At 67.0% G+C, this 21,764-nt stretch carries 22 protein-coding genes; 11 read left to right on the forward strand and 11 right to left on the reverse strand.

What is annotated here, in order from left to right; translation table 11 throughout:
- The 3 genes from mmsB to chvE form a co-directional block, all read right to left on the reverse strand.
- On the reverse strand, positions 1 to 1,055 hold a 1,055-nt coding region (gene mmsB, locus AB4Y86_RS00670; RefSeq protein ID WP_441399438.1), incomplete at its 3' end, for a multiple monosaccharide ABC transporter permease.
- Positions 1,056 to 1,060: 5 nt separating this feature from the next.
- Entirely contained in the window at positions 1,061 to 2,590 is a 1,530-nt protein-coding gene (gene mmsA, locus AB4Y86_RS00675) for a multiple monosaccharide ABC transporter ATP-binding protein (protein WP_441399439.1), read from the reverse strand.
- A 102-nt stretch (positions 2,591 to 2,692) separates the two neighbouring features.
- Positions 2,693 to 3,820 (reverse strand): multiple monosaccharide ABC transporter substrate-binding protein, encoded by a 1,128-nt coding sequence (gene chvE / locus AB4Y86_RS00680; RefSeq protein ID WP_441399440.1) that lies wholly within the window; start codon positions 3,818 to 3,820, stop codon positions 2,693 to 2,695.
- A gap of 267 nt (positions 3,821 to 4,087) precedes the next feature.
- Here chvE and AB4Y86_RS00685 point away from each other — a divergent pair, with 267 nt between their 5' ends.
- From AB4Y86_RS00685 to galK, 7 genes are all read left to right on the forward strand, one after another.
- Positions 4,088 to 5,110, forward strand: coding sequence for a LacI family DNA-binding transcriptional regulator (locus tag AB4Y86_RS00685; protein WP_441399441.1), 1,023 nt, complete (start codon positions 4,088 to 4,090; stop codon positions 5,108 to 5,110).
- Positions 5,111 to 5,259: 149 nt separating this feature from the next.
- On the forward strand, positions 5,260 to 6,975 hold the full coding sequence (gene araB / locus AB4Y86_RS00690) for a ribulokinase (RefSeq protein WP_441399442.1): 1,716 nt from the start codon (positions 5,260 to 5,262) through the stop codon (positions 6,973 to 6,975).
- Entirely contained in the window at positions 6,972 to 7,682 is a 711-nt protein-coding gene (locus tag AB4Y86_RS00695; protein WP_441399443.1) for an L-ribulose-5-phosphate 4-epimerase, read from the forward strand. Before araB ends, AB4Y86_RS00695 begins: the two co-directional genes overlap by 4 nt.
- A gap of 36 nt (positions 7,683 to 7,718) precedes the next feature.
- Positions 7,719 to 9,239 carry an L-arabinose isomerase gene (araA, locus tag AB4Y86_RS00700; protein WP_441399444.1) on the forward strand — a complete coding sequence of 507 codons (1,521 nt, stop codon included), beginning with the start codon at positions 7,719 to 7,721 and terminating at the stop codon, positions 9,237 to 9,239.
- Positions 9,236 to 10,138 carry an aldose 1-epimerase family protein gene (locus AB4Y86_RS00705; protein WP_441399445.1) on the forward strand — a complete coding sequence of 301 codons (903 nt, stop codon included), beginning with the start codon at positions 9,236 to 9,238 and terminating at the stop codon, positions 10,136 to 10,138. Before araA ends, AB4Y86_RS00705 begins: the two co-directional genes overlap by 4 nt.
- Before the next feature lie 86 nt (positions 10,139 to 10,224).
- Positions 10,225 to 11,367, forward strand: coding sequence for a galactose-1-phosphate uridylyltransferase (gene galT, locus AB4Y86_RS00710; protein WP_441399447.1), 1,143 nt, complete (start codon positions 10,225 to 10,227; stop codon positions 11,365 to 11,367).
- A complete protein-coding gene (galK, locus tag AB4Y86_RS00715) occupies positions 11,364 to 12,551 on the forward strand; it encodes a galactokinase (protein ID WP_441399448.1) in 1,188 nt (395 codons plus the stop codon). Before galT ends, galK begins: the two co-directional genes overlap by 4 nt.
- A gap of 19 nt (positions 12,552 to 12,570) precedes the next feature.
- Here galK and AB4Y86_RS00720 read toward each other — a convergent pair whose 3' ends face one another.
- Positions 12,571 to 13,257, reverse strand: a complete 687-nt coding sequence (locus tag AB4Y86_RS00720; protein ID WP_441399450.1) for a GntR family transcriptional regulator — start codon at positions 13,255 to 13,257, stop codon at positions 12,571 to 12,573.
- A 108-nt stretch (positions 13,258 to 13,365) separates the two neighbouring features.
- Here AB4Y86_RS00720 and AB4Y86_RS00725 point away from each other — a divergent pair, with 108 nt between their 5' ends.
- A complete protein-coding gene (locus tag AB4Y86_RS00725) occupies positions 13,366 to 14,139 on the forward strand; it encodes a LamB/YcsF family protein (RefSeq protein ID WP_441399451.1) in 774 nt (257 codons plus the stop codon).
- 4 nt (positions 14,140 to 14,143) lie between these two features.
- A complete protein-coding gene (locus tag AB4Y86_RS00730; RefSeq protein WP_441399452.1) occupies positions 14,144 to 15,880 on the forward strand; it encodes a 5-oxoprolinase/urea amidolyase family protein in 1,737 nt (578 codons plus the stop codon).
- 70 nt (positions 15,881 to 15,950) lie between these two features.
- On the opposite strand, the gene AB4Y86_RS00735 is transcribed toward AB4Y86_RS00730, so the two are convergent.
- Entirely contained in the window at positions 15,951 to 16,172 is a 222-nt protein-coding gene (locus AB4Y86_RS00735; RefSeq protein ID WP_441399453.1) for a hypothetical protein, read from the reverse strand.
- A gap of 324 nt (positions 16,173 to 16,496) precedes the next feature.
- Between AB4Y86_RS00735 and AB4Y86_RS00740 the strand changes: the two genes are divergently transcribed.
- Positions 16,497 to 16,793 (forward strand): antibiotic biosynthesis monooxygenase family protein, encoded by a 297-nt coding sequence (locus AB4Y86_RS00740; RefSeq protein ID WP_441399454.1) that lies wholly within the window; start codon positions 16,497 to 16,499, stop codon positions 16,791 to 16,793.
- A 113-nt stretch (positions 16,794 to 16,906) separates the two neighbouring features.
- Here AB4Y86_RS00740 and AB4Y86_RS00745 read toward each other — a convergent pair whose 3' ends face one another.
- From AB4Y86_RS00745 to AB4Y86_RS00760, 4 genes are all read right to left on the reverse strand, one after another.
- Positions 16,907 to 17,506, reverse strand: coding sequence for a DUF6919 domain-containing protein (locus tag AB4Y86_RS00745; RefSeq protein WP_441399456.1), 600 nt, complete (start codon positions 17,504 to 17,506; stop codon positions 16,907 to 16,909).
- On the reverse strand, positions 17,484 to 18,014 hold the full coding sequence (locus AB4Y86_RS00750) for an SRPBCC family protein (protein ID WP_441399457.1): 531 nt from the start codon (positions 18,012 to 18,014) through the stop codon (positions 17,484 to 17,486). The genes AB4Y86_RS00745 and AB4Y86_RS00750 overlap by 23 nt, the downstream gene beginning before the upstream one ends.
- 157 nt (positions 18,015 to 18,171) lie before the next feature.
- Positions 18,172 to 19,170: a bile acid:sodium symporter family protein gene (locus AB4Y86_RS00755; RefSeq protein ID WP_441399458.1), complete on the reverse strand. Its 999-nt coding sequence runs from the start codon at positions 19,168 to 19,170 to the stop codon at positions 18,172 to 18,174.
- 120 nt (positions 19,171 to 19,290) lie between these two features.
- Positions 19,291 to 19,584 carry a DUF4287 domain-containing protein gene (locus tag AB4Y86_RS00760; protein WP_441399459.1) on the reverse strand — a complete coding sequence of 98 codons (294 nt, stop codon included), beginning with the start codon at positions 19,582 to 19,584 and terminating at the stop codon, positions 19,291 to 19,293.
- A gap of 141 nt (positions 19,585 to 19,725) precedes the next feature.
- Between AB4Y86_RS00760 and AB4Y86_RS00765 the strand changes: the two genes are divergently transcribed.
- Positions 19,726 to 20,166, forward strand: coding sequence for a protein-tyrosine phosphatase family protein (locus AB4Y86_RS00765; protein ID WP_441399460.1), 441 nt, complete (start codon positions 19,726 to 19,728; stop codon positions 20,164 to 20,166).
- 192 nt (positions 20,167 to 20,358) lie between these two features.
- On the opposite strand, the gene AB4Y86_RS00770 is transcribed toward AB4Y86_RS00765, so the two are convergent.
- Both AB4Y86_RS00770 and AB4Y86_RS00775 read right to left on the reverse strand, forming a co-directional pair.
- Complete coding sequence (locus tag AB4Y86_RS00770; RefSeq protein ID WP_441399462.1) at positions 20,359 to 20,511, reverse strand: lmo0937 family membrane protein; 153 nt, start codon at positions 20,509 to 20,511, stop codon at positions 20,359 to 20,361.
- A 211-nt stretch (positions 20,512 to 20,722) separates the two neighbouring features.
- The coding region (locus tag AB4Y86_RS00775; RefSeq protein ID WP_441399464.1) for a phospholipase D-like domain-containing protein at positions 20,723 to 21,764 on the reverse strand (1,042 nt) is incomplete at its 5' end.

Genomic DNA, 21,764 nt, shown 5'->3' on the forward strand with positions numbered 1-21,764 from the left:
CCCATGATGAGGCCGCCGATCATGGCACCCGCCACGGTGCCGATGCCGCCGGTGACCGCGGCGCCGCCGATGAAAGCAGCGGCGATGGAATCGAGTTCGAACCCGGTACCGCCCGCGGGCTGGGCGGAGTTGAGCCGTGCCGTGAACACCAGGCCCGCCAGGGCGGCGAGGATGCCCATATTCACGAAGAGCCGGAAAGTGACGGCTTTGGTCTTGATGCCGGACAGCTCGGCGGCGTGCAGGTTACCGCCGATCGCGTAAACGTGGCGGCCGAAGACGCTGTTGTTCATCAGGGCGCTGTAGACGATCACCAGGACCGCGAGCACGATCAGGACGATCGGGGTGCCGCGGTAGCTGGCCAGCAGGAAGGTGATGACCAGCATCAGCAGGGCGATGAAAGCGGTCTTGATCGCAAACCAGGCCATGGGCTCGTTCTCGAGCTCGAATTTGGCGCGGATCCGGCGTTCCTTGATGGACGAGATTAGCAGGGCCAGCGTGGCTCCGACGCCGAGGATCACAGTGAGCCATTCCAGCACCGAGGTCCCGCCCGAGAGATCGGGCAGGAATCCTCCGCCGAGGGCGCGCAGTTCCGATGGAAACGGCGTAATTTGCTGGTTCTTGAGCGTGATCAAAGTCAAGCCACGGAAGATGAGCATGCCGGCGAGAGTGACGATGAACGCGGGGATGCCCACGTAGGCAATCCAATAACCCTGCCAGGCGCCCACCAGCGCGCCGACCACGAGGCAGGCAGGGATGGCAGCCCACCAGGGCCAGCCCCAGTGGACGATCATGACGCCGGCGACGGCGCCGATGAAACCGGCGACCGATCCAACTGACAAGTCGATGTGGCCGGCGATGATCACCATCACCATGCCGATCGCAAGGATCAGGATATAGCTGTTTTGAACGACGAGGTTGGTGACGTTCTGGGGCTCCAGGAGGATGCCGTCGGTAAGGATCTGAAACAGCAGGACAATCAGGATCAGGGCGACGAAAATGCCAACCTGGCGGAGTCGGCTGGTGAGGAAGCCGAGAGATTCTCGTAGGGCGGACATGTTCGCTATTCCTTCTCTTGGGTCATGTAGTGCATGAGGGTTTCCTGCGATGCTTCGGCGATGGGCAGTTCTCCGGTCACGCGGCCCGCGGAGAGCGTATAGATCCTGTCGCAAATACCCAGCAGCTCAGGCAGTTCGGAGGAGATGACGATGACCGCCTTACCTTCCGCGGCCAGCTTGGCGATGATCGTATAGATCTCGAACTTGGCGCCTACGTCGATTCCGCGGGTGGGTTCGTCGAGGATGAGTACATCCGGGTCGGAGAACATCCATTTGCTCAGCACGACCTTCTGTTGGTTGCCGCCGGAAAGTTTGCCGGTAATCGCACCCACCGAGGGAGCCTTGATGTTCATGCTCTTGCGGTAGCCGTTGGCCACCACGGTTTCCTTGTTCTTGTCCACCCAGCCGCCCTTGGCGAGTTTGCGGAGTGCGGCCATGGAGATGTTGCGCTTAATGTCCTCGATGAGGTTCAGGCCGTACTGCTTGCGGTCCTCTGTGGCGTAGGCGAGGCCGTGCTTGATGGCTTGGGCGACCGTGGAGGTATTGATTTCCCGGCCGTGCTTGAGCACCCTTCCGGACGTCGCCGTGCCGTAGGTGCGCCCGAAGACGCTCATGGCGAGCTCCGTCCGGCCAGCACCCATAAGCCCGGCCAGCCCCACCACTTCGCCCTTGCGTACGCTGAGACTGGCGTTGGTGACCACCATGCGGCTGGGGTCCTGGGGATGCCTGACCGACCAGTCCTCGATCCGGAAGACTTCTTCGCCGATCACCGGCGCGCGGTCCGGGTACAGGCTGTCCAGGTCGCGGCCCACCATCCCGCGGATGATGCGCTCCTGGGTGACTTCGCCGTCGTTGAGGCGGAGGGTTTCGATCGTCTTGCCGTCCCGGATGATCGTGACCGCGTCCGCGACTTTGCGGATCTCGTTGAGCTTGTGGCTGATGATGATGCTGGTGACGCCCTGCCCCTTCAGGTGCAGGATGAGGTCCAGCAGGTGGCCGGAATCCTCATCGTTCAAGGCCGCCGTCGGCTCATCAAGGATGAGGAGTTTGACCTTCTTGGAGAGTGCCTTGGCGATTTCGACCAGTTGCTGCTTGCCGACGCTGATCTGCTGGACCGGAGTGACGGGGTTTTCGCTCAAGCCAACCCGGGCCAGCAGTTTGGCAGCTTCGAGGTTGGTCTTGCGCCAGTCCACCCAGCCGTTCGTGGCCTGCTCGTTCCCGAGGTAAATGTTCTCGGCGATGGAAAGGAAAGGACTGAGCGCCAGTTCCTGGTGGATGATGACGATGCCGCGCTTCTCGCTGTCCGAGATGTCGGAGAAGTTGCATGGTTCGTTTTCGAAGGAGATATCGCCCTCGAAGGAGCTGTGCGGGTAGACGCCGGACAGCACCTTCATGAGGGTGGATTTGCCGGCTCCGTTTTCGCCGCAGATGGCGTGGACTTCGCCGCGGTTCACCTCCAGGGTGACATCCTGCAATGCCTTCACGCCCGGGAAGGTCTTGGTGATTCCGCGCATTTGAAGAATGGGTGTTTTCATCGTCAATTCCCACTGACTGGTCGAAACTGGGCCGCAGTGCGGCTAAAAGGGGCCTCGGTGCAGGGGTGCGGCCGGTGGTCCCGCCGCACCCCTGCCGGTCGGCTATTTGACGTCGGCGTCGGTGTAGTAGCCCGAGTCGATGAGTTCCTTCTTGTAGTTGTCCTTGGTGATGATCACGGACTTGAGCAGGTAGGCCGGAACAACCTTGACCTTGTTGTTGTAGGTCTTGGTGTCGTTGGTTTCCGGCTCCTGGCCCTTGAGTACGGCGTCGACCATCTTTACGGCCTGGGCGCCGAGCTGGCGGGTGTCCTTGAAGATTGAGGAATACTGCTCCCCGGCGATGATGGACTTCACGGATCCCTTTTCGGAGTCCTGCCCGGTGACGATCGGCAGGCTGCCCTTGGCGTAGCCGCCGGTGCTGGTCAGAGCGGAAATGATGCCGATGGACAGGCCGTCGTAGGGGGAGAGGACGCCGTCCAGCTTCTTGCCGGAACTGTAGGCCGCGGTGAGGATGTCCTCCATCCGCTTCTGCGCGACGGGGGCCTGCCAGCGGAGGATGGCTGCCTGTTCAAACTTGTTCTGGCCGCTGGGAACCTTGAGGGTTCCGGCGTCCAGGTACGGCTTGAGSGTGTCCATGGCGCCGGTCCAGAAGAAGTTAGCATTGTTGTCATCCGGGCTGCCGGCGAAGAGCTCTACGTTGAACGGGCCTTTGCCGTCAACCTTCTTGCCGCTCGCATCGAGCAGTCCCAGCCCGGTCAGCAGCGAGGTGGCCTGCTGGACTCCCACGGTGTAGTTGTCGAAGGTGGTGTAGTAGTCCACGTTGGGGGTGCCATTGATCAGCCGGTCGTAGGCAATGACCTTGACGTTCTGCTCCTTCGCCTTCGCGAGCACATCGGTCAGCGTGGTGCCGTCGATCGCGGCAATGATCAGTGCCTTGGCGCCCTTGGTGAGCATGTTTTCGATCTGCGAAACCTGCGTGGGGATGTCATCGTTGGCGTACTGCAGATCGGCCTTGTAGCCGAGCTTCGTGACAGACTCCGAGACGTTTTTGCCGTCTGCGATCCATCGCTCGGAAGTTTGGGTGGGCATCGAAATGCCGACCAGGGCGCCGGCGGTATCCGCCCCCGAGGACGGAGCGGCCGCGGCGCCGCCGCGGCTGCCGCAACCGGTCGCTCCCGCAGTGATGGCCAGGACGACGGCGAACGCGCCCAGGAGTTTCTTGATTCTCACGATATTCTCCTTACGCGGACAGCGCAGTCCGCGAACTGATACGGGCTCCTGAAGCAGCTGCGCTTCGGGCGGCCCAGTATGAATGAGGTCCGGTTAGCCAACTCCCGACGAGCCTAGATCATGCTCGTTTGTGTTAGCGCTAACAAGTCTGTTCGACGAAAATAGCATCGGCGCATCCTGTGAGTCAAGTCACAGGATGGTGTGGCGCGGATCCCGTTCCGTTCCGGCCGTAGGATGTTGACAGCACATTTGCACAGGGAGTGGAAGATGCCTCAGCCGGGGAATGCCAGTAACCGACGACCGCCACGCCTTGAGGATGTGGCCTCGCTGGCCGGCGTGTCCCACCAGACGGTGTCGCGGGTGGTCAACAACCATCCGAATGTCAGCGAGTCCACCCGGGACCGGGTCGAAACGGCCATCGCCGAGCTCGGCTACCGGCGCAACACCGCGGCCCGGAGCTTGGTCACCCGCCGCTCCCAGACCATCGGCGTCCTGGGCGTAGAACTCGCGCAGTACGGACCGGCGAACACCCTGGTGGGGGTCCAGCAGGCCGCCCGGGAGGCCGGGTACTTCGTCAGCATCGCGGCCCTCAAGGACTCGTCGGCGGAATCCGTCGCCGATGCCGTCCGACATTTCACCGACCAGGGCATTGACGGCATCATCGTCATCGTTCCCCACGGCGGGACCGTACAGACTCTTGAGAGCCTGAATCTGCAGGTCCCGGTCGTTGTGGTGGGCCCCGGCAGCCCCGGCCGCTTCAGTGGTGCAATGGTGGATCAGAAGCTGGGTGCTCGGATGGCCGTAGGGCACCTAATCAGCGAGGGTCACCGCCGGATCGGTCACATTTCCGGACCGCGGGACTGGATGGACGCCCAGGCCCGCGCCCAGGGCTGGCGCGAGCAGCTGGCGGAAATGGGACTCGAAGCGGACCTTGAACTCGAAGGGGACTGGAGCGCGGGCAGCGGCTACCGGCTTGGCCGCAAAATCGCCGCCAACCGCACCGCCACCGCCGTCCTCGTGGGCAATGACCAGATGGCACTGGGGCTGCTCCGCGCCCTCACCGAGGCGGGCATCCGGGTGCCGCAAGACGTCTCCGTGGTCGGCTTCGATGACCAGCCCGAAGCCGCGTACTTCACGCCGCCCCTCACCACGGTTCGGCAGGACTTCCGCGAGCTGGGCCGCCGCTGCGTGGACGTGATGCTGGCCCAGATCGAGCACGGGGCACCCAGCGGCAATACCGTCATGGCCCCCGAACTGGTCATCCGCGCGAGCACCGCGAGCATCCCTTAGCCCGCGCAGCCCGCGAGCAGCGGCTGCATCCCACGACGGCACGTCCAGGCTGCGGCACGTCCATGCTGCGACCCTCCTTGACAGCAAAAGTGTTAGCGCTCACAATTGAGCTCAGTCCGCGGTTGGCGGGCACGTTATTGGAGGATTGCATGGACGTCAGAGCAGACGGCACCGAAAACTTTGTCATCGGGGTGGATTACGGCACCCTCTCCGGCCGGGCCGTGGTGGTGCGCGTGCGCGATGGCAAGGAACTCGGGAGCGCAGTCTTCGACTACCCGCATGCCGTCCTGACCGACGCTCTGCCAGCGGAGACGAGCGGTATTGAGCCCGCCCGCCTGCCGGGAGACTGGGCGTTGCAGGTCCCCAACGACTACCGCGACGTCCTCCGGCAGGCAGTGCCGGCCGCCGTCGCCGACGCCGGAATCGATCCGGCCGCCGTCGTCGGTATTGCCACCGACTTCACGGCCTGCACCATGGTGCCGGTCAAGGCCGACGGAACTCCGTTGAACGAGCTGGCGGAATTCGCCAACTGCCCGCACGCCTACGTCAAGCTCTGGCGGCACCACGCAGCGCAGCCGCAGGCGGACCGGATCAACGCCCTGGCCAAGGAGCGCGGCGAAGAATGGCTGCCCCGCTATGGCGGGCTGATCTCGTCGGAATGGGAGTTCGCCAAAGGACTTCAGCTTCTGGAAGAGGCACCCGAGGTATACGCGGCCATGGACCGCTGGATCGAGGCGGCCGACTGGATTGTCTGGCAACTCTGCGGAAACTACGTCCGGAACGCATGCACGGCCGGCTACAAGGGCATATACCAGGATGGAAAGTACCCGTCCGAGGACTACCTCGCAGCCCTGAACCCGGATTTCAGGAACTTCGTCAGCAGCAAGCTAGAGCACACGATCGGCCGGCTCGGCGACGCCGCGGGGTACCTCACGGCCGAGGCCGCTGCCTGGACCGGCCTGCCGGAGGGGATCGCCGTTGCTGTCGGCAACGTGGACGCCCACGTCACCGCCCCCGCCGCCCGCGCCGTCGAACCCGGACAGTTGGTCGCGATCATGGGCACCTCCACCTGCCACGTAATGAACAGTTCCGGGTTGAGCGAGGTGCCGGGCATGTGTGGCGTGGTCGACGGCGGGATCGTGGACGGACTCTGGGGCTACGAGGCCGGCCAAAGCGGAGTGGGCGACATCTTCGGCTGGTTCACCGGCAACGGAGTCCCGCCCGAATACCACGAGGAGGCGGCCCGCCGGGGGCTCGGCATCCACGCGTACCTCACCGAGCTCGCCTCGGGACTGGCGATCGGCGAGCACGGCCTGATCGCCCTGGACTGGCACTCCGGGAACCGTTCCGTGCTGGTCGACCACGAGCTGTCCGGCGTTATTGTCGGCCAGACCCTCGCCACCCGCCCCGAAGACACCTACCGGGCCCTGCTGGAGGCGACGGCGTTCGGCACCCGCACGATCGTGGACGCGTTCCGGAACTCCGGGGTCCCGGTCCGCGAATTCATCGTGGCTGGGGGACTGATCAAGAACGAGTTGCTGATGCAGATCTACGCCGACGTCACCGGCCTCCGGCTGTCCACCATCGGATCCACGCAGGGTCCCGCTCTGGGCGCGGCGATTCACGCCGCAGTAGCGGCCGGCCGCTATCCGGACGCCAGGTCGGCGGCCGAGGCCATGGGCGCCGAACCGGGGGCGGTCTACACACCGATCCCGGCAAACGTTGCAGCCTACGAGGAACTTTTCCGCGAATACCGGACCCTGCATGACTACTTTGGCAGGGGAGCTAACGAGGTCATGCACCGGCTCAAGGCGATCCAGCGCGAAGCCAAGGCACCGCTGTTGCCAGCGCGGGTGCCGGTATGAGCGCCGAACCAGAGGAACTGCCGGAAGCCATCGCCAGGATCCGCCAGGAGGTTTGTGCCCTGCACGCCGAACTGACCCGGTATGGACTGGTGGTCTGGACCGCGGGCAATGTTTCCGCCAGGGTCCCCGGCCATGACCTCATGGTGATCAAGCCCTCGGGGGTCTCCTACGATGAGCTTGTCCCTGAGCTCATGGTGGTCACAGACCTGCACGGCACCCCAGTGACCGCCACGGACGGTTCTGCGGCCCGATGGCAGAACCCGGAGCTCACGCCGTCGTCGGACTCCGCCGCGCATGCCTACGTCTACCGGCACATGCCGGAGGTGGGCGGCGTGGTTCACACCCACTCCACCTACGCGACCGCGTGGGCGGCAAGGGGCGAAGCGATCCCGTGCGTCCTGACCATGATGGGCGATGAATTCGGTGGCAGCATCCCGGTGGGGCCCTTCGCCTTGATCGGCGATGACTCGATCGGCCGCGGGATCGTCGAGACACTGGCTGGTTCCCACTCACCGGCCGTGCTGATGCAGAACCACGGGCCTTTCACTATCGGCAAGGACGCCCGCTCGGCTGTGAAGGCCGCCGTGATGTGCGAGGAAGTGGCCCGCACCGTGCACCTCTCCCGACAGCTTGGCGAACCGTTGCCAATCGCCGGGGCCCAGATCGAGGCCCTCTATGCCCGCTACCAGAACGTCTACGGCCGCTAGGCCCCGGACCAGCCGACGAATTTCCAGGAGAAACCGATGACCCACGTCCACAGCACCTCCCTTGAGTCCTACCAGGTCTGGTTCCTCACCGGCAGCCAGCACCTTTACGGCGAGGCCGTGCTCAAGCAGGTGGCCGAGCAGTCGCAGGAGATCGCCCGCCAGCTCAACAGCTCCTCCGACGTCCCGGTCCGTGTGGTCTGGAAGCCCGTCCTCACCGACGCCGATGCGATCCGCCGGACCGCCCTCGAGGCAAACGCGGACGACTCCGTAATCGGTGTGACCGCCTGGATGCACACCTTCTCACCGGCCAAGATGTGGATCCAGGGCCTGGACCTGCTGCGCAAGCCGCTGCTGCACCTGCACACCCAGGCCAACGTCGAACTTCCCTGGTCCGAGATCGATTTCGACTTCATGAACCTCAACCAGGCGGCCCACGGCGACCGCGAGTTTGGCTATATCCAGTCGCGGTTGGGCATCCCGCGCAAGACGGTGGTGGGCCATGTCTCCAATCCGGAGGTCACCCGCCAGGTCGGGGTATGGCAGCGCGCTGCTGCCGGTTGGGCCGCGGTGCGGACACTCAAACTGACCCGCTTTGGGGACAACATGCGCAACGTTGCCGTCACCGAGGGCGACAAGACTGAGGCCGAGCTGCGTTTCGGCGTCTCGGTCAACACCTGGTCCGTCAACGAGCTCGCCGACGCCGTGCACGGCGCCGTGGAATCCGACGTTGACGCCCTGGTGGGAGAGTATGAGCAGCTATATGACGTGGCCGCCGAGTTGAAAACCGGGGGAGCGCGGCACGAATCGCTGCGCTACAGTGCCCGGATTGAGCTGGGGCTGCGCAACTTCCTCGAAGCCAACGGGTCAGCCGCGTTCACCACTTCCTTCGAAGACCTCGGCGCCCTCCGGCAGCTCCCGGGCATGGCTGTGCAGCGGCTTATGGCTGACGGTTACGGCTTCGGCGCCGAAGGGGACTGGAAGACCGCGATCCTCGTCCGAGCGGCCAAAGTCATGGGCGCCGGGTTGCCAGGCGGCGCCTCGCTGATGGAGGACTACACCTACCACCTCACACCCGGCCAGGAGAAAATCCTGGGCGCCCACATGCTGGAGGTCTGCCCCTCGCTGACCGCTTCGAAGCCGCGCGTCGAAATTCACTCGCTCGGCATCGGCGGCAAGGAAGACCCGGTCCGGATGGTCTTCGATACGGATGCCGGGCCGGGCGTCGTGGTGGCGCTCTCCGACATGCGCGACCGCTTCCGGCTGGTCGCGAACGCGGTCGACGTCGTGGACCTGGACGAACCGCTGCCGAAGCTGCCCGTAGCGCGCGCCCTCTGGTCGCCCAAGCCCGACTTCGCCACCTCGGCCACCGCGTGGCTCACCGCCGGAGCAGCCCACCACACGGTGCTGACCACCGCCGTCGGCATGGACGTGTTCGAGGACTTCGCCGAGATCGCCCGCACCGAACTGCTCGCGATAGACGAGGGCACCACGATCAGGCAGTTCAAGAAGGAACTGAACTGGAACGCCGCGTACTACCGGCTGGCCGGCGGCCTGTGAACCGGGCCGACTATCGGATCCAGGCCGACGGGTACGTTGCCGTCTTCGCCGCGCGGGCCGGCGCCCTGGGACAGTTGAGGCACGGGGACCGCGACCTGGTGCTTCCGCTGCCGGGCGGCGGACCGACCCCGGACTTCCGCGGCATCATCGCCGCCCCCTGGCCGAACCGGATTGCCGATGGCCGCTACAGTTTCGACGGCGAGACCCATCGGTTGCCGGTCAACGATCCGCTGCGGGGATGCGCCCTGCACGGACTAAGCCTCCGAGAGGACTGGCTACCGGAAGCCCACGCTGAGTCCTCGCTGGTACTTTCCTGCAACGTAGGCCCGGTTGCGGGCTATCCCTTCGCGATCCGGCTCCGCGCCAGCTACCGGTTGGACGGGAACGGACTGCACGCCGAGGTGACGGCAACCAACACCGGACACCGGACCGCGCCCTACGGCATCTGCCCCCATCCCTACCTCTTGGCTGGCCCGGCACCGCTGGATGAATGGACCCTGGAGTTCCAAGCCGACATCTTCCTGGCGGCTCACCCCGAGCGGCGACTGCCCGGGGAGCCGCAGTCGGTGCGCGGTCACGAGTACGACTTCCACGCGCCCCGCGTTATCGGTACGACCATGATCGACAACGCCTTCACCGGGCTGGGGTTTGACGACGGCGGCCGCGCCCGGCTGACCGTTCGGGATCCCGGCGGCAGCGGCGTCGGGATGTCGTGGGATCGGACGCTGCCCTGGCTGCAGCTGTACACCGGCGACAGCGAGCCGCCCGCGCCCCACCGGGCCGGACTCGCCGTCGAGCCGATGAGCTGCCCGCCGGATGCCTTCAACAGCGGACAGGCCCTGGTGCGGCTCGAGCCGGGGGAGTTCCACCGGACCACCTGGAGCATCTTCGCCGCCTAGCCGGTAGGTAGTCGACAGTCCTGGTTCCACACCAGCCTCCCCGATATCCGTCCCTCCAAGTTTTCGTCCATCCGAAGGATCACACCATGACCGGCAGCCCCAGTCGCTCCGATGCCACCGCGTCGCTGACGGAGGTCAGCAGTACGCGCCTGGCGGACGGGCGGGAACTGCTTTACTTCGACGACGGCATCAGCCCGCCCCCGTGCCGGCCCGAAGACACCCGGGACCTGCCGGGCCGAGGGCCGTCGGGGGAACTGCGCTACGACGCGCTGAGCGGCGAGTGGGTTGCGGTGGCGGCCCACCGCCAGCACCGGACGCACCTGCCGCCGGCGGACGAGTGTCCGCTCTGTCCGAGCACGCCGGAGCGTTCTTCGGAAATTCCGGCGGAGGAGTACGACGTCGTCGTCTTCGAAAACCGCTTCCCCTCGCTGGGGCCGGACCTGGCGGATGTGCCGCCGGCGCCGGGTTGGGGGACCCGCGGGCCCGCCGGCGGCCGCTGCGAAGTCGTGGCGTTCACCAATGACCACACCGGCACCTTCGCCGGGTTGGACACCAGACGGGTCCGTACCGTGATCGACGCGTGGGCGCACCGCACCGAAGCGCTCAGTGCGCTGCCCGGGGTCCAACAGGTGTTCTGCTTTGAGAACCGCGGCCAGGACATCGGCGTGACCCTGCACCACCCGCACGGGCAGATCTACGCCTACCCGTACCTCACACCGCGGGCCGCCGTGATGGCCAGGGCCGCCGACGCCTTCCTCGCGGAAACGGGACAATCCCTCACCGGGCACATCTTGGCCGGCGAACGTGCGGACGGCTCGCGGATGCTGGTCGAAGGCGAGCATTTCAGCGCCTATGTGCCCTTCGCGGCGCGCTGGCCACTCGAAATCCATCTCGTCCCACACCGTCAAGTGCCCGATATCGCGGCGCTCAACGGAGCCGAACGGGACGAACTTGCCGTGCTCTACCCGGACCTGCTTGGCCGCCTCGATGAGTTGTACGGCAGTCCGACGCCGTACATCAGCGCCTGGCATCAGGCCCCGGTGGACCCGGCACTGCGCCGCTCAGGCTACCTCCACCTGCAGATCACCTCGCCGCGGCGGGCGGCGGACAGACTCAAATTCCTCGCCGGCTCCGAAGCAGCCATGGGCGCGTTCATCAATGACACGACGCCGGAGCAGGTCGCCGCCCGGTTGCGGGAAACCTCCGTGCGCAGAACAGGAACATCATGACACCGACGCGCACTCACGGGACCGGCGGCACAGAAACCCTGGCCGGGGCGTTCGCCGCGCACTTCGGTCACGCCCCGGACGGGCTCTGGCAGGCGCCGGGGCGCGTGAATCTGATCGGCGAACACACCGACTACAACGAGGGCCTGGTGCTGCCGTTCGCCATCGACCGAACGACGACGGTCGCGGTGGCAGCACGCAGCGACCGGCGGATGCTGCTAACCTCGACCTTCACCGGCGCTGCGCCGGTCGAGTTTGACCTGGACACCTTGGACCCGGACGCCTTTGATCCGGGACCTGCAGGGGCGTGGTCCGCCTACCCCGCGGGCGTCGCCTGGGAGCTTGGACGGGCCGGGGTTTCGGTGCCGGGATTTGAGTTGCTTGTGTCTTCGGACGTCCCGGTCGGCGCGGGACTCTCCTCTTCGGCCGCGCTCGAGTGCGCCGTCGCGTCAGCCCTCGCCGAGCTGGCCGGCGCGGAGCTTAACGCGACCGAACTGGCGGATCTGGGGCGCCGGGCGGAGAACAACGTCGTCGGTGCCCCCACCGGGATCATGGACCAGTACGCCTCGATGCTTGGCGCCGAGGACTGCGCGGTCTATCTGGACTGCAGGGACGGCAGCTTCCGCCGTGTTCCGCTGGGCCTCGACGAGTCCGGCCTGGTGTGCCTGGTGATCGACACCAAGGTCGCGCACGCCCACGCCCACGGCGGCTACGCGGCTCGGCGGGCCTCCTGCGCCCGGGGCGCTGAGCTGATGGGCGTGAACGCCCTGCGGGACCTCGACACCAACGATCTTGCCCGGGCCGAACATATTCTCGACGGGGAAACCTTCCGAAGGGTCCGGCACATCGTTCACGAAAACGACCGGGTAGCGCGGACCGTCGACATGCTGGAGAGCCGGGGGGCGGCCGCGATCGGCGCGCTGCTGGACGCCAGCCACCGCTCCATGCGGGACGACTTCGAAATCTCCTGCGCAGAGCTGGATCTCGCGGTGCACACCGCCCGCGCCTCCGGCGCCATTGGTGCCAGGATGACCGGAGGGGGCTTCGGCGGCTCCGCCATCGCGCTGGTCCCCGAAGCCGATACGGGACGTGTGGAGGATGCCGTGTGGCGGGCCTTTTCAGACCGGGGGCTCCGGACGCCGGACACCTTTGCTGTGCGGCCAGCAGCCGGAGCGCACCGGCTCTGAGGCCGTCCGCCGCGCCCGCTCACCCGTCGTGAACGGCGCTTTGCTTCGCTTCCGAGCGGTCGAGGTAAGCCAGCAGAAGGTCCGCGGCGCGGTCCGGGTCGCCGGCTTCCAGCACGGCGCAAATGTTCTCGTTGTCGGACAGGTAGCCGCGGTAAAAGTGCGCGTCCACGGTGGCCTGATGGAAGAACAGGCGCATCTCGGCCAGGACCTGGGACATGATCGAATCCAGCCGAGGGCTGCCCGCCAGGGCCACAATCGCGCGGTGGAAGTGCTGGTTCGCGGTACCTAGCGCTTCCTCGTCATCGTCCCCGGCCGCCGCTTTGCCTTCCTCCACCGCGGCTCGGACCGCTGCCACCCGTTCCGGGCTGCCCCCGCCGCGGAGGGCAGCGGTCTCGATGGCACGCCGCACCGTGTACACATCGTGGATGTCGCCGGGGGCCAGGCTCGCCACAAAAACCCCGCGGTTGGGGTGCCGGACCACCAGCCGCTCAGCCGCCAGTTCGGCAAAGGCCTCGCGGACGGTGTTGCGCGAGACGCCCTGCTCCGCTGCAATGGTCGACTCGGTCAGCCGGGTGCCCGGCAGCAGCACGCCGTCGGCCAATTGCAGGCGGAGTTCGGCCGCGACCCGCTCCGCCACCGACGGGACGGCGACCCGCAGCCGCGCCGCAACCGGCAGGACGTGGGCACCGGCGTCGGAAGTCGTCATGCCGCCGAATCTACACGAATGTTCCCGAAAAGAATCGCCGGATCGTTGAACAATCCCCGGGAAGGGTGCATCCTGACAGTGAGCCAAGAAACCGGGACGGGATGAGCCATGGCAGTCAGCAGGYTGGACAGCATCGATCTGAACAGCGACGTCGGTGAGTCGTACGGAAGCTGGAGCCTCGGCGACGACAGTGCCATGTTCCGCTCTGTTTCGAGCGCCAACGTGGCCTGCGGTTTCCATGCCGGAGACCCGAGCGTCATCCGGACGACCTGCCGCGAGGCGGTCGCCGCCGGCGTCATGATCGGCGCCCATGTGGGCTACCGGGACCTGGCAGGCTTCGGCCGCCGCTTCCTCGACATCAAGCCGACGGACCTGGCCAACGACGTCGTCTACCAGATCGGTGCGCTGCAGGCCCTGGCCGCGGCGGAGGGCGGCAGGGTGGCCTACGTCAAACCTCACGGCGGCCTGTACAACGCGATCGTGGCGCACACCGCGCAGGCGAAGGCCGTCGTCGAAGCGGTGAAGTCCGTGGACCCGGACCTGCCGATCCTGGGCCTGCCGGGCTCGGAAGTGCTCCGCCTCGCCGAAGCGGCCGGCCTGCGCGCGGTCACCGAAGCGTTCGCCGACCGCGCCTACAACCCGGATGGCACCCTGGTCTCCCGCGTCCTCCCCGGCGCCGTGCTGCACGACCTCGACCAGGTCACCGAGCATGTCCTCCGGATCGCAGCCGACTCCGCCGTCCGCACCATCGACGGCTCTATCCTGAAAATCCGGGCGGAAAGCATCTGCGTGCACGGGGACTCGCCGGGAGCCGTCGCCATGGCGGCCGCCGTCCGTGAAGTGCTCATCGCCGCCGGCATCAGCACGGCGCCGTTTGTCTAACCCCGTGGCCAAACCACAGCCGGCCGGCCCGGCCGCGGGCGGGAGGAAGCTGCCGGCGAGCTCAGTACGGGCGGTGCGGGCGGTCGGCACCCGCGCGGTGCTCGCCGAACTGACCGGCACCCCGGATGTGCTGGCACTTCAGGCCCTGCTCCGGGAGCAGCCACTGCCCGGCCAGCTCGATGTCCTGGCCGCGGCCCAAACCGTCCTGGTCACGGCCGACTCGCCTGCCTCCGTTCGCCGGATCGCGGCCGAGCTGCTGCGGCTCGACCTCGCCGCCGCCGTGCAGCCAGAGGGCGGCCTCGTCGTCATCGACACCGTCTACGACGGCGAGGACCTCGCCGAGGTGGGGGAGCTGACCGGGCTGGGCGCGGACGGCGTGGTGGCCGCGCACTCCGGCCAGCTGTGGACGGTGGCCTTCGCCGGGTTCGCCCCGGGCTTCGGCTACCTGGTCGGCGAGAACGCTGCCCTCACTGTGCCCCGCCGCGGTTCCCCGCGCACCGCCGTGCCCGCCGGATCGGTGGCCCTGGCCGGGGATTACTCGGCGGTCTACCCGCGCCRCTCGCCCGGGGGCTGGCAGCTGATCGGCCACACCGGCGCCCGGATGTGGGACCTGGACCGCGAGCAGCCCGCCCTGGCGGCCCCCGGCACGCGGATCCAGTTCCGGGCGGTCCGAGCCGCCGTTTCGCTGGCACCCGAACGTCGCGCCCAGCCTCCTGCCCCCGGGTATGAGTCGGGGCTCCGGATCCTCGCACCCGGCCTGCAGAGCCTGGTCCAGGACCTCGGACGCCACGGCCACTTCGGCCTCGGCGTACCCGTTGCCGGGGCCGTCGACCGGGCCTCGCTGCGCCGCGCCAACCGCCTTGTCGGGAACGCGCCGTCGGCCGCGGCGATCGAGACCGTCGCCGGCGGCCTCACGGTCCAGGCCGTCGGGGACCAGACCCTGGCCGTCGCGGGGGCGCCGTCGGAGTTGACGATCAGCTCCCCGGCCGGCACAGGGGCCGAGCCCCGCCGCCGCACAGCGGCAGTGGCCGCACCCTTTGTCCTGCTCGACGGCGAAACGCTGGCCGTGGGCGCGCCGGAGAGCGGTTTCCGCAGCTACCTCGCCCTGCGGGGCGGAGTGGACGCCGGCCTGGTCCTCGGCAGCCGGTCCACCGACACGATGTCCGGGATCGGACCCGCACCGCTGTCCGCCGGGCAGCTACTGGCCGCCGGGGACGACGCCGAGTCCGGTGTCGTGGGAAGCCCCGAACTGCAGCCCGATTTCCCGGAAGCAGGGGTGACGGTGCTGGACATTGTCCCGGGCCCGCGTGCGGACTGGTTCGACCGGGCAGCCCTGGATTCCCTCACCGCGCAGCAGTGGCAGGTGACGCCGCAATCCAACCGGGTGGGAATGCGGCTGGACGGGACGCCGCTGCGGCGCGCCCGGGACGGGGAACTGCCCAGCGAAGGGACGGTGTCAGGCGCTTTGCAGGTGCCGCCGGAGGGCCTGCCTGTGCTCTTCCTGGCCGACCACCCGATCACCGGCGGCTACCCCGTCATCGCGGTCGTCGTCGATTCGCAACTGGATCTCGCCGCGCAGATCCCGATCGGCGGAACCGTCCGCTTCCGCTGGGCGGACCGCGGGACATGCTCGTGCCTCGGGGCGGGGAATGGACATGATGCCACCATGTCCATTCCCGGGGACCAGGACCGGACATGTCCAGCGGGCCAGGGCCAGGAATCCACCCAGCGCCCGGGTTAGCGCCGGGCTTAAAACGCACGGTCCGCCCGGTTGAAACCGGACGGACCGTGGTGCGGACGAGGGCGTTTAGCTAGCCAACGTGGTTGGCGAGTGCAACGAGGACGCCGGCGGTGGCGAAATACTTGTTGCTGCCCAGATCGCGGATCGTCTTGATGCCCATGTTGGCGAGGAGTTCATCGTGCTTCTCCGTGAGGCCAGCCAGAGCCGACGGCGGCGCGCTGAGGACTTCCTCCAGGCTCTTGTTTTCGTAGTCCTTGTCGAGTTTCTTGCCTAGCTCAATTGAAATAGCCATGATCATCCTTTGCTCGAAACGGAACAACAATCACCATCTGCGGCGCGAGGACCAGCCACGGCCGCGGGTTCGGGGTCCCGGATGCTCCCCGTCGCCCTTGGTGGCAACGTTAGCGTAGCGCTCCGGGACTTGGCGCGAAATCGGAAGCATCTTTTTTGGGCCTTTCCATCGATCCGTCCGGGAGGTGGGGGAACGTCGTTGGGGTGGCAGTCGCCGTCGTCCGCGTTCGCCGGTGCGGGGCGGGTAAATCGGCCCTACCGACCGCGCGTCCGCCGGACCCACAATCAGGCGTATCAACCCGTGCAGAAAATGGAGGCGATCGCTGTGTCGGTTTACACGCTCGGAATCTGGCTGGTCCACCCCGGCCGCGAGAACGATTTTGTGCAGGCCTGGCGGGATTTGGCCCGGAAAACCCAGGAGGACTACCCCAACGCCAAGGGGGTGCTGATGCACGACCACGACGTGCCCAACCGGTTCGTCAGCACCGGCCCGTGGGAGTCTCTCGAGCAGATCGATCAGTGGCGGACTTCGGCCACCTTCACGCAGGCGATCGAGGGGATGCGTGAGATGCTGGAGCACTTCGAATCGCGCACGCTCGACGAGGCTGCCAGCATCGGCTGACGCCGGCGCAGACGAAGACGACGACGACGCTGACGCCGACGACGGCGGCGAGACCAGCCCCGCCGCCGTCGTCCGGCTGACGTCCGTCAGCGTCGGTTCAATGGGCTGTCAGATCAACCGGCCGTCAGGGCGTCCAGCACTGCGGCCAGCAGCGCGCCGTCGCGCCCCCAGACCGGGTCGAAGATCTCGACATACCAGGACTCGGCCAGCACCAGCGCGAGCGATTCGTTGGCTTCGTCCGCCCAGTCTTTGAGCTGGTCCGCTTCGATCGGGCTTTCGCTGGTGCCCAGCACGGTCACTATCTCGCCGTCCTGCAGGGTCACGGGAATCGAAGCGCTGCTCATTTCCCCCGGAGCGTGCCCAACTGTCACCAACTCGGTCCGGGAGGAGAGCGCCAGCAGGCTTCCGGCCGACTCCGGGGTGCAGAAGCCCGTCACGTACGCGCGCTGGACGGTGCCTGCCTCCCGGAGCCCGGGCTGGGATTCCTTGGTGAACAGCCCGTTCCGGTTGAGCAGCGCGAGTTCCCCGGCGATTGCCTCCGTCTCTCCGTCAATGCCCGGGGTGAACGTACCGGGCTGGTACTGGCTCCGGCCCTCCAGCCAGCGTGCCGTCAGTTCGCCGGCAGCGGGGATGGTCGTCGCCTGCCGCCAGACCTGCCGGTCCGCCAACAGCCTGCCGAAGCTGTCGCGTTCAGTCGTGTACTGGTCGTCCATCAGCGAGGTCCACTCCCTTGGTGCCGGAATGTTGTTGGAGCAGCGACCCGAGGCGTTCGCTGCTGAGCTTGAGGGCGGCCAGCTCCCGCTGACCGTAATCGTCGATGCTCCGGTGGATCCACGAGGAGAGCTCCGCCGCACCGTCTTCAACTTCATATTCGTGACTCAGGGTCACCACGGCAAGGCCCTGGTCGTCGTCGGCGCCCGCCGAGACGGCCCAGCCGCCGGCGAGCCGCAGGAGCGGAGCCTCCGGCGCGGACTGTTCGAACAGGATGCGCAGCCCGGCGGGGTCCAGGAAACGGCGGCAGTGACAGGAGCTGAGGGCGCCGTTGGTCACCACGGAGATCCGAAGTTCGTGATCTAAGTCCTCGCCACTGACGCGTTCGGAGTAGACGGTCAGACCGTCCAGAAGCGGCCAGTGCGACGTGTCACGAAGCACGCTGAAGACCAGATCCTCCGGGGCGTCGATGGCCAGCCGGTGCGTTGTTCCGCGCGTCGTCAGTGACACCGTGCTCCTCCGATCGTCTGCTGTCTCTATGCAGGCTAGGCGAGCGTGAAGTCCGTCGTCAGGAAAATCGTCCCGCTGCGTCACGCGGGGCAACCTGGGGTAACACTGTCCGATTCCGGCGCTCTCCCGGGGAACAGGAACGCCCCCGGCGCCGGGATCAGCCTTCGCGCAGCGGGCGGCGGGCCAGCCAGGCGGCCACGATCGCGCCGGAGACGTTGTGCCAGAGCGAGAACACGGCGGACGGCAGCGCGGCAAGCGGGCTGAAGTGTGCGGTGGCCAGGGTCGCGGCGAGGCCGGAGTTCTGCATCCCCACTTCGAAGGCCAGGGCGCGGCGCGCCTTGTCGTCCAGGCGTCCGAGCTTGCCGGCGAGGTAGCCCAAGCCGAGCCCGAAGCCGTTGTGCAGCACCACGGCAAGGAACACGATGCCGCCGGCGGCCACGATCTTGTTGGCGCTGCCGGCCACCACGATCGCCACGATCAGCGAGATGACCAGCGCGGAGGCCCATGGCAGGGCCGGGAGTACCTTGGCGACGAGCCGCTTCAGGAACAACCGGGCCAGCAGGCCGGCGATCACCGGCAGCAGCACGGTCTTGACGATGTCCAGCACCATACCTCCGGCGTCGATCTGCAGGTAGGAGCCGGCCAGAAACAGCACCAGCAGCGGGGTGACGATCGGGGCGATCAGTGTGGATACGGACGCGACGGCGACGGACAGGGCCACATCGCCCTTGGCCAGGAACGCCATCACGTTCGACGCCGTGCCCGACGGCGCGCAGCCGACCAGGATCAGGCCAACGGCGAGCTCCGGCTCGAGATGCAGAGCCTGGGCGATCAGCCACCCTGCGCCGGGCATGATGAGGTAGTGCGCCACGATTCCCAGCACGACGGCCCAGGGACGCTTCGCCACGGAGGCGAAATCCGGCGGGGTCAGGGTCAGCCCCATGCAGAACATGATGATGCCGAGGAGGTACGGCACGTTCGGTGCGAGCGGCTTAAAGGCGCCCGGCAGGAGGAATCCGACGACGCCGGCGACCACCACAAGGACCGGAAACACGGTTACCGCAATGCGGGCGATCTTCGCCTCTGCGGCTAGGGCCGGATTAACCGGGACGTCCGCGCCAGTGCGGGATTCAGGGGTTTTGGTTGCCTCAAGCATCCAAACATGGTGCCACCGCGGTCTCCGGTCCGGCGACTTTGTGACCGGCAGCCGGAGCTCTATGTCAGATTTATTACTGTAAGCCGGGAATCCCGGGGACGGCGGGCTTGGCGCCGGGCACTAGGAGACTGGCTTCGACGCTTTCCCGTCCAGCCAGAGGATGTCGGACTCATCGCTGTGTGCACCCGTGGTCCCGACGTGCTTGGTGCTGATGCCCGGTCCCTGCCGGATGACGTGGACCAGTGCCATGCCGTGGCCGCGGCCCAGGCCGTAGTCGGCCTTCAGCCAGTCCAGGATCTCGCCGGCCTTAACAGCGGTGTCGTCGAAGCCCTTCTGCTGGGCGATTTCGAGGAGCTGGCGGGGAGTAAGGCCGGTCTTGTCCTCGATGGTGTCGAGGTACGCCTGGAATGACATCCTTGGATTCCTTTCAGCGGTTCGTGGTTCCCGGCCACTCTATGGACCCGGTTCCGTTACCGCCAGAGACGTGCGGCCCTAACTTGCGCATGCGGACCTTGTGCCTTCAACGGCTTCGCCGGAGCGGCTAGGCTCTGGACCATGGCGCAGACGTGGGAGCCGGGCCAGTCCGGTGTGCTGAGTCTTCCTTCCGGAAGGCTCATCCGCGGCCGGGGCGTTTTGGTGCCTGCTCCCCCCGGACCGGGGCCCGAATTCGGGCTGTATCTGCTGGGGCGCCGGCCGCGGCCGGTCGCGTGGGACTCCCGGTGGGTCCGCTGGCGGGACCTGCACGTGCCCGCCGACGACGTCGACGCCCTCGACGCCTTCCGCGAGGCCTGGCGCCGCGCGGAATCGGAACGGGTTGAAGTGGCTTGCTGGGGCGGCCGGGGTCGAACCGGCACCGCGCTTGCCTGCATCGCGGTCCTCGACGGCGTCCCTGCCGCCGAGGCCGTCGACTTCGTGCGGCGAAATTACCGCCGCGGCGCGGTGGAGACACCCTGGCAGCGGCGCTACGTGGCCCGGTTTACCGGCGTCGAACCCTGACCCGGTGATCAGAGTATCGAAAGACGTCCCTCGGCCGACGCCGGCAAGCGCACGTTACGACATGGCAAGGGCGGGGGTGCTGATCTTCTCAGCACCCCCGCCCTAGCAATACTGCGTCTCCGGCAGGAAACAGTCCGAGGTCCAGGAGCCCATACCGCGGCATCCGCACCACCGGACCAGAAATGTCCCGGACTAGACGCGGGACCGGCCCCGGCCCCGGACGAAGTGGAAAATCAGGACGACCACGGCAATGACCAGAAGCAGGTGAATGAACCCGCCGCCGATGCTGCCCAGCAGGCCAAGGAGCCAGAGAACGGCGAGAATAATAGCGATCCAAAGCAACATGGTGACTTCCTTCGTTCTTCTTCGGATGAAGATGTTGATAAAACAATTTCAAGTCCCGGCCCAAACGGACCGCTTCCCAGAAATACTAAGCGTACTTGTCATATTGTGCCAACAGGCGCGCCGGACTTGACGTGCAGCCCTCCAGTTCCGATGACGGTGTGGACAGCGCGTGCCGGGCGCTATTCGCCCGGATTCGCCCGGATTCGCCCGGCTAGAACCGGTGGGTACCGCGGAGCCCGCGGGGTCGGCCGTCCGGGTCCACGATGAGGCGATTGATGGGATCCGCCCAAAGCCGCTGGAGCCGGGTAACGGGTTCAACAGAGTGGTGGCGCACCTGCCCGGCGGGGCGGGGCATGCCGCGGCCGGCGTCGTGCCAGTGATCAAGTGTGCCGGCGGTGGTGTTCCAAAGTTTCAGCCCGGCGGCGGGGTCGTCGAGTCGGGCATCATCTTGCTCCAGCCCCAGGTGTTCGGCCCAGAGTTGAAGCCGGAGCGTGTGGGCCAGCGGCCGGGCCGTCGCGTGGTCGGTGGGCGCGCCGGTCGGTTGCTCATTGCCGGCGCTGGTGTCCAGAACGGCGCAGGTCAGCTCGCTGTCGGTGGTCCAGGACCGGCGGTTGAAGTTGTCCGAGCCGCAGGTGAACCAGGTGTCGTCGATGATGCAGATCTTGGCGTGAACGTAGATTGGAGTGCCCGCGCTGTTCTCCAGGTCGAACACGCCGACCCGGTTAGGCGCCACCCGGCGCAGTTTTTGGAGGGCCCGCAGTTGGCCGATTCTCCGGGGCGGCCCTCCGAGAGCGCCGTCCGAGTCGGGGTAGCGGGGCACGACGGCGATCACGTTCAGGTCGGGATTCCGTTCGAGGGCCTGCGCAATTCCGTCAGCCACTTCGGTGGACCACAGGTACTGATCCTCGATGTAGATCAGCGAGCGGGCGCGCGCGAAAGCCTTAGCGTAGGCGCGGGCAATGCTGCGCTCCCCATTGGGAGCGAACGGGAATGGCGGACGCTTCACACCGTAGGTGCGCAGCAACTGAACGGCGTGAGGGCCCGCTGGTGGAGGGGGCGGCGCGGCTTCGGGGAGCGGCTCGGGGTGCCGTGGCATCCGGGCCAGACGCTGCAGCAACATCCGGTAGGGGGTGCGGCGATCCAGGGGATGGGGGTCGTTCCACCGTTCAGCGAAGACCGCCAGCACATCTGCCACCACCGGGCCGCGCAGTTCGAGGGCGGCGTCATGCCACGGTGGCCGCTTGTCGTATCGG

Origin of the sequence: Arthrobacter sp. 2YAF22_2 (assembly GCF_052114645.1) — a bacterium.
Classification (GTDB): domain Bacteria; phylum Actinomycetota; class Actinomycetes; order Actinomycetales; family Micrococcaceae; genus Arthrobacter.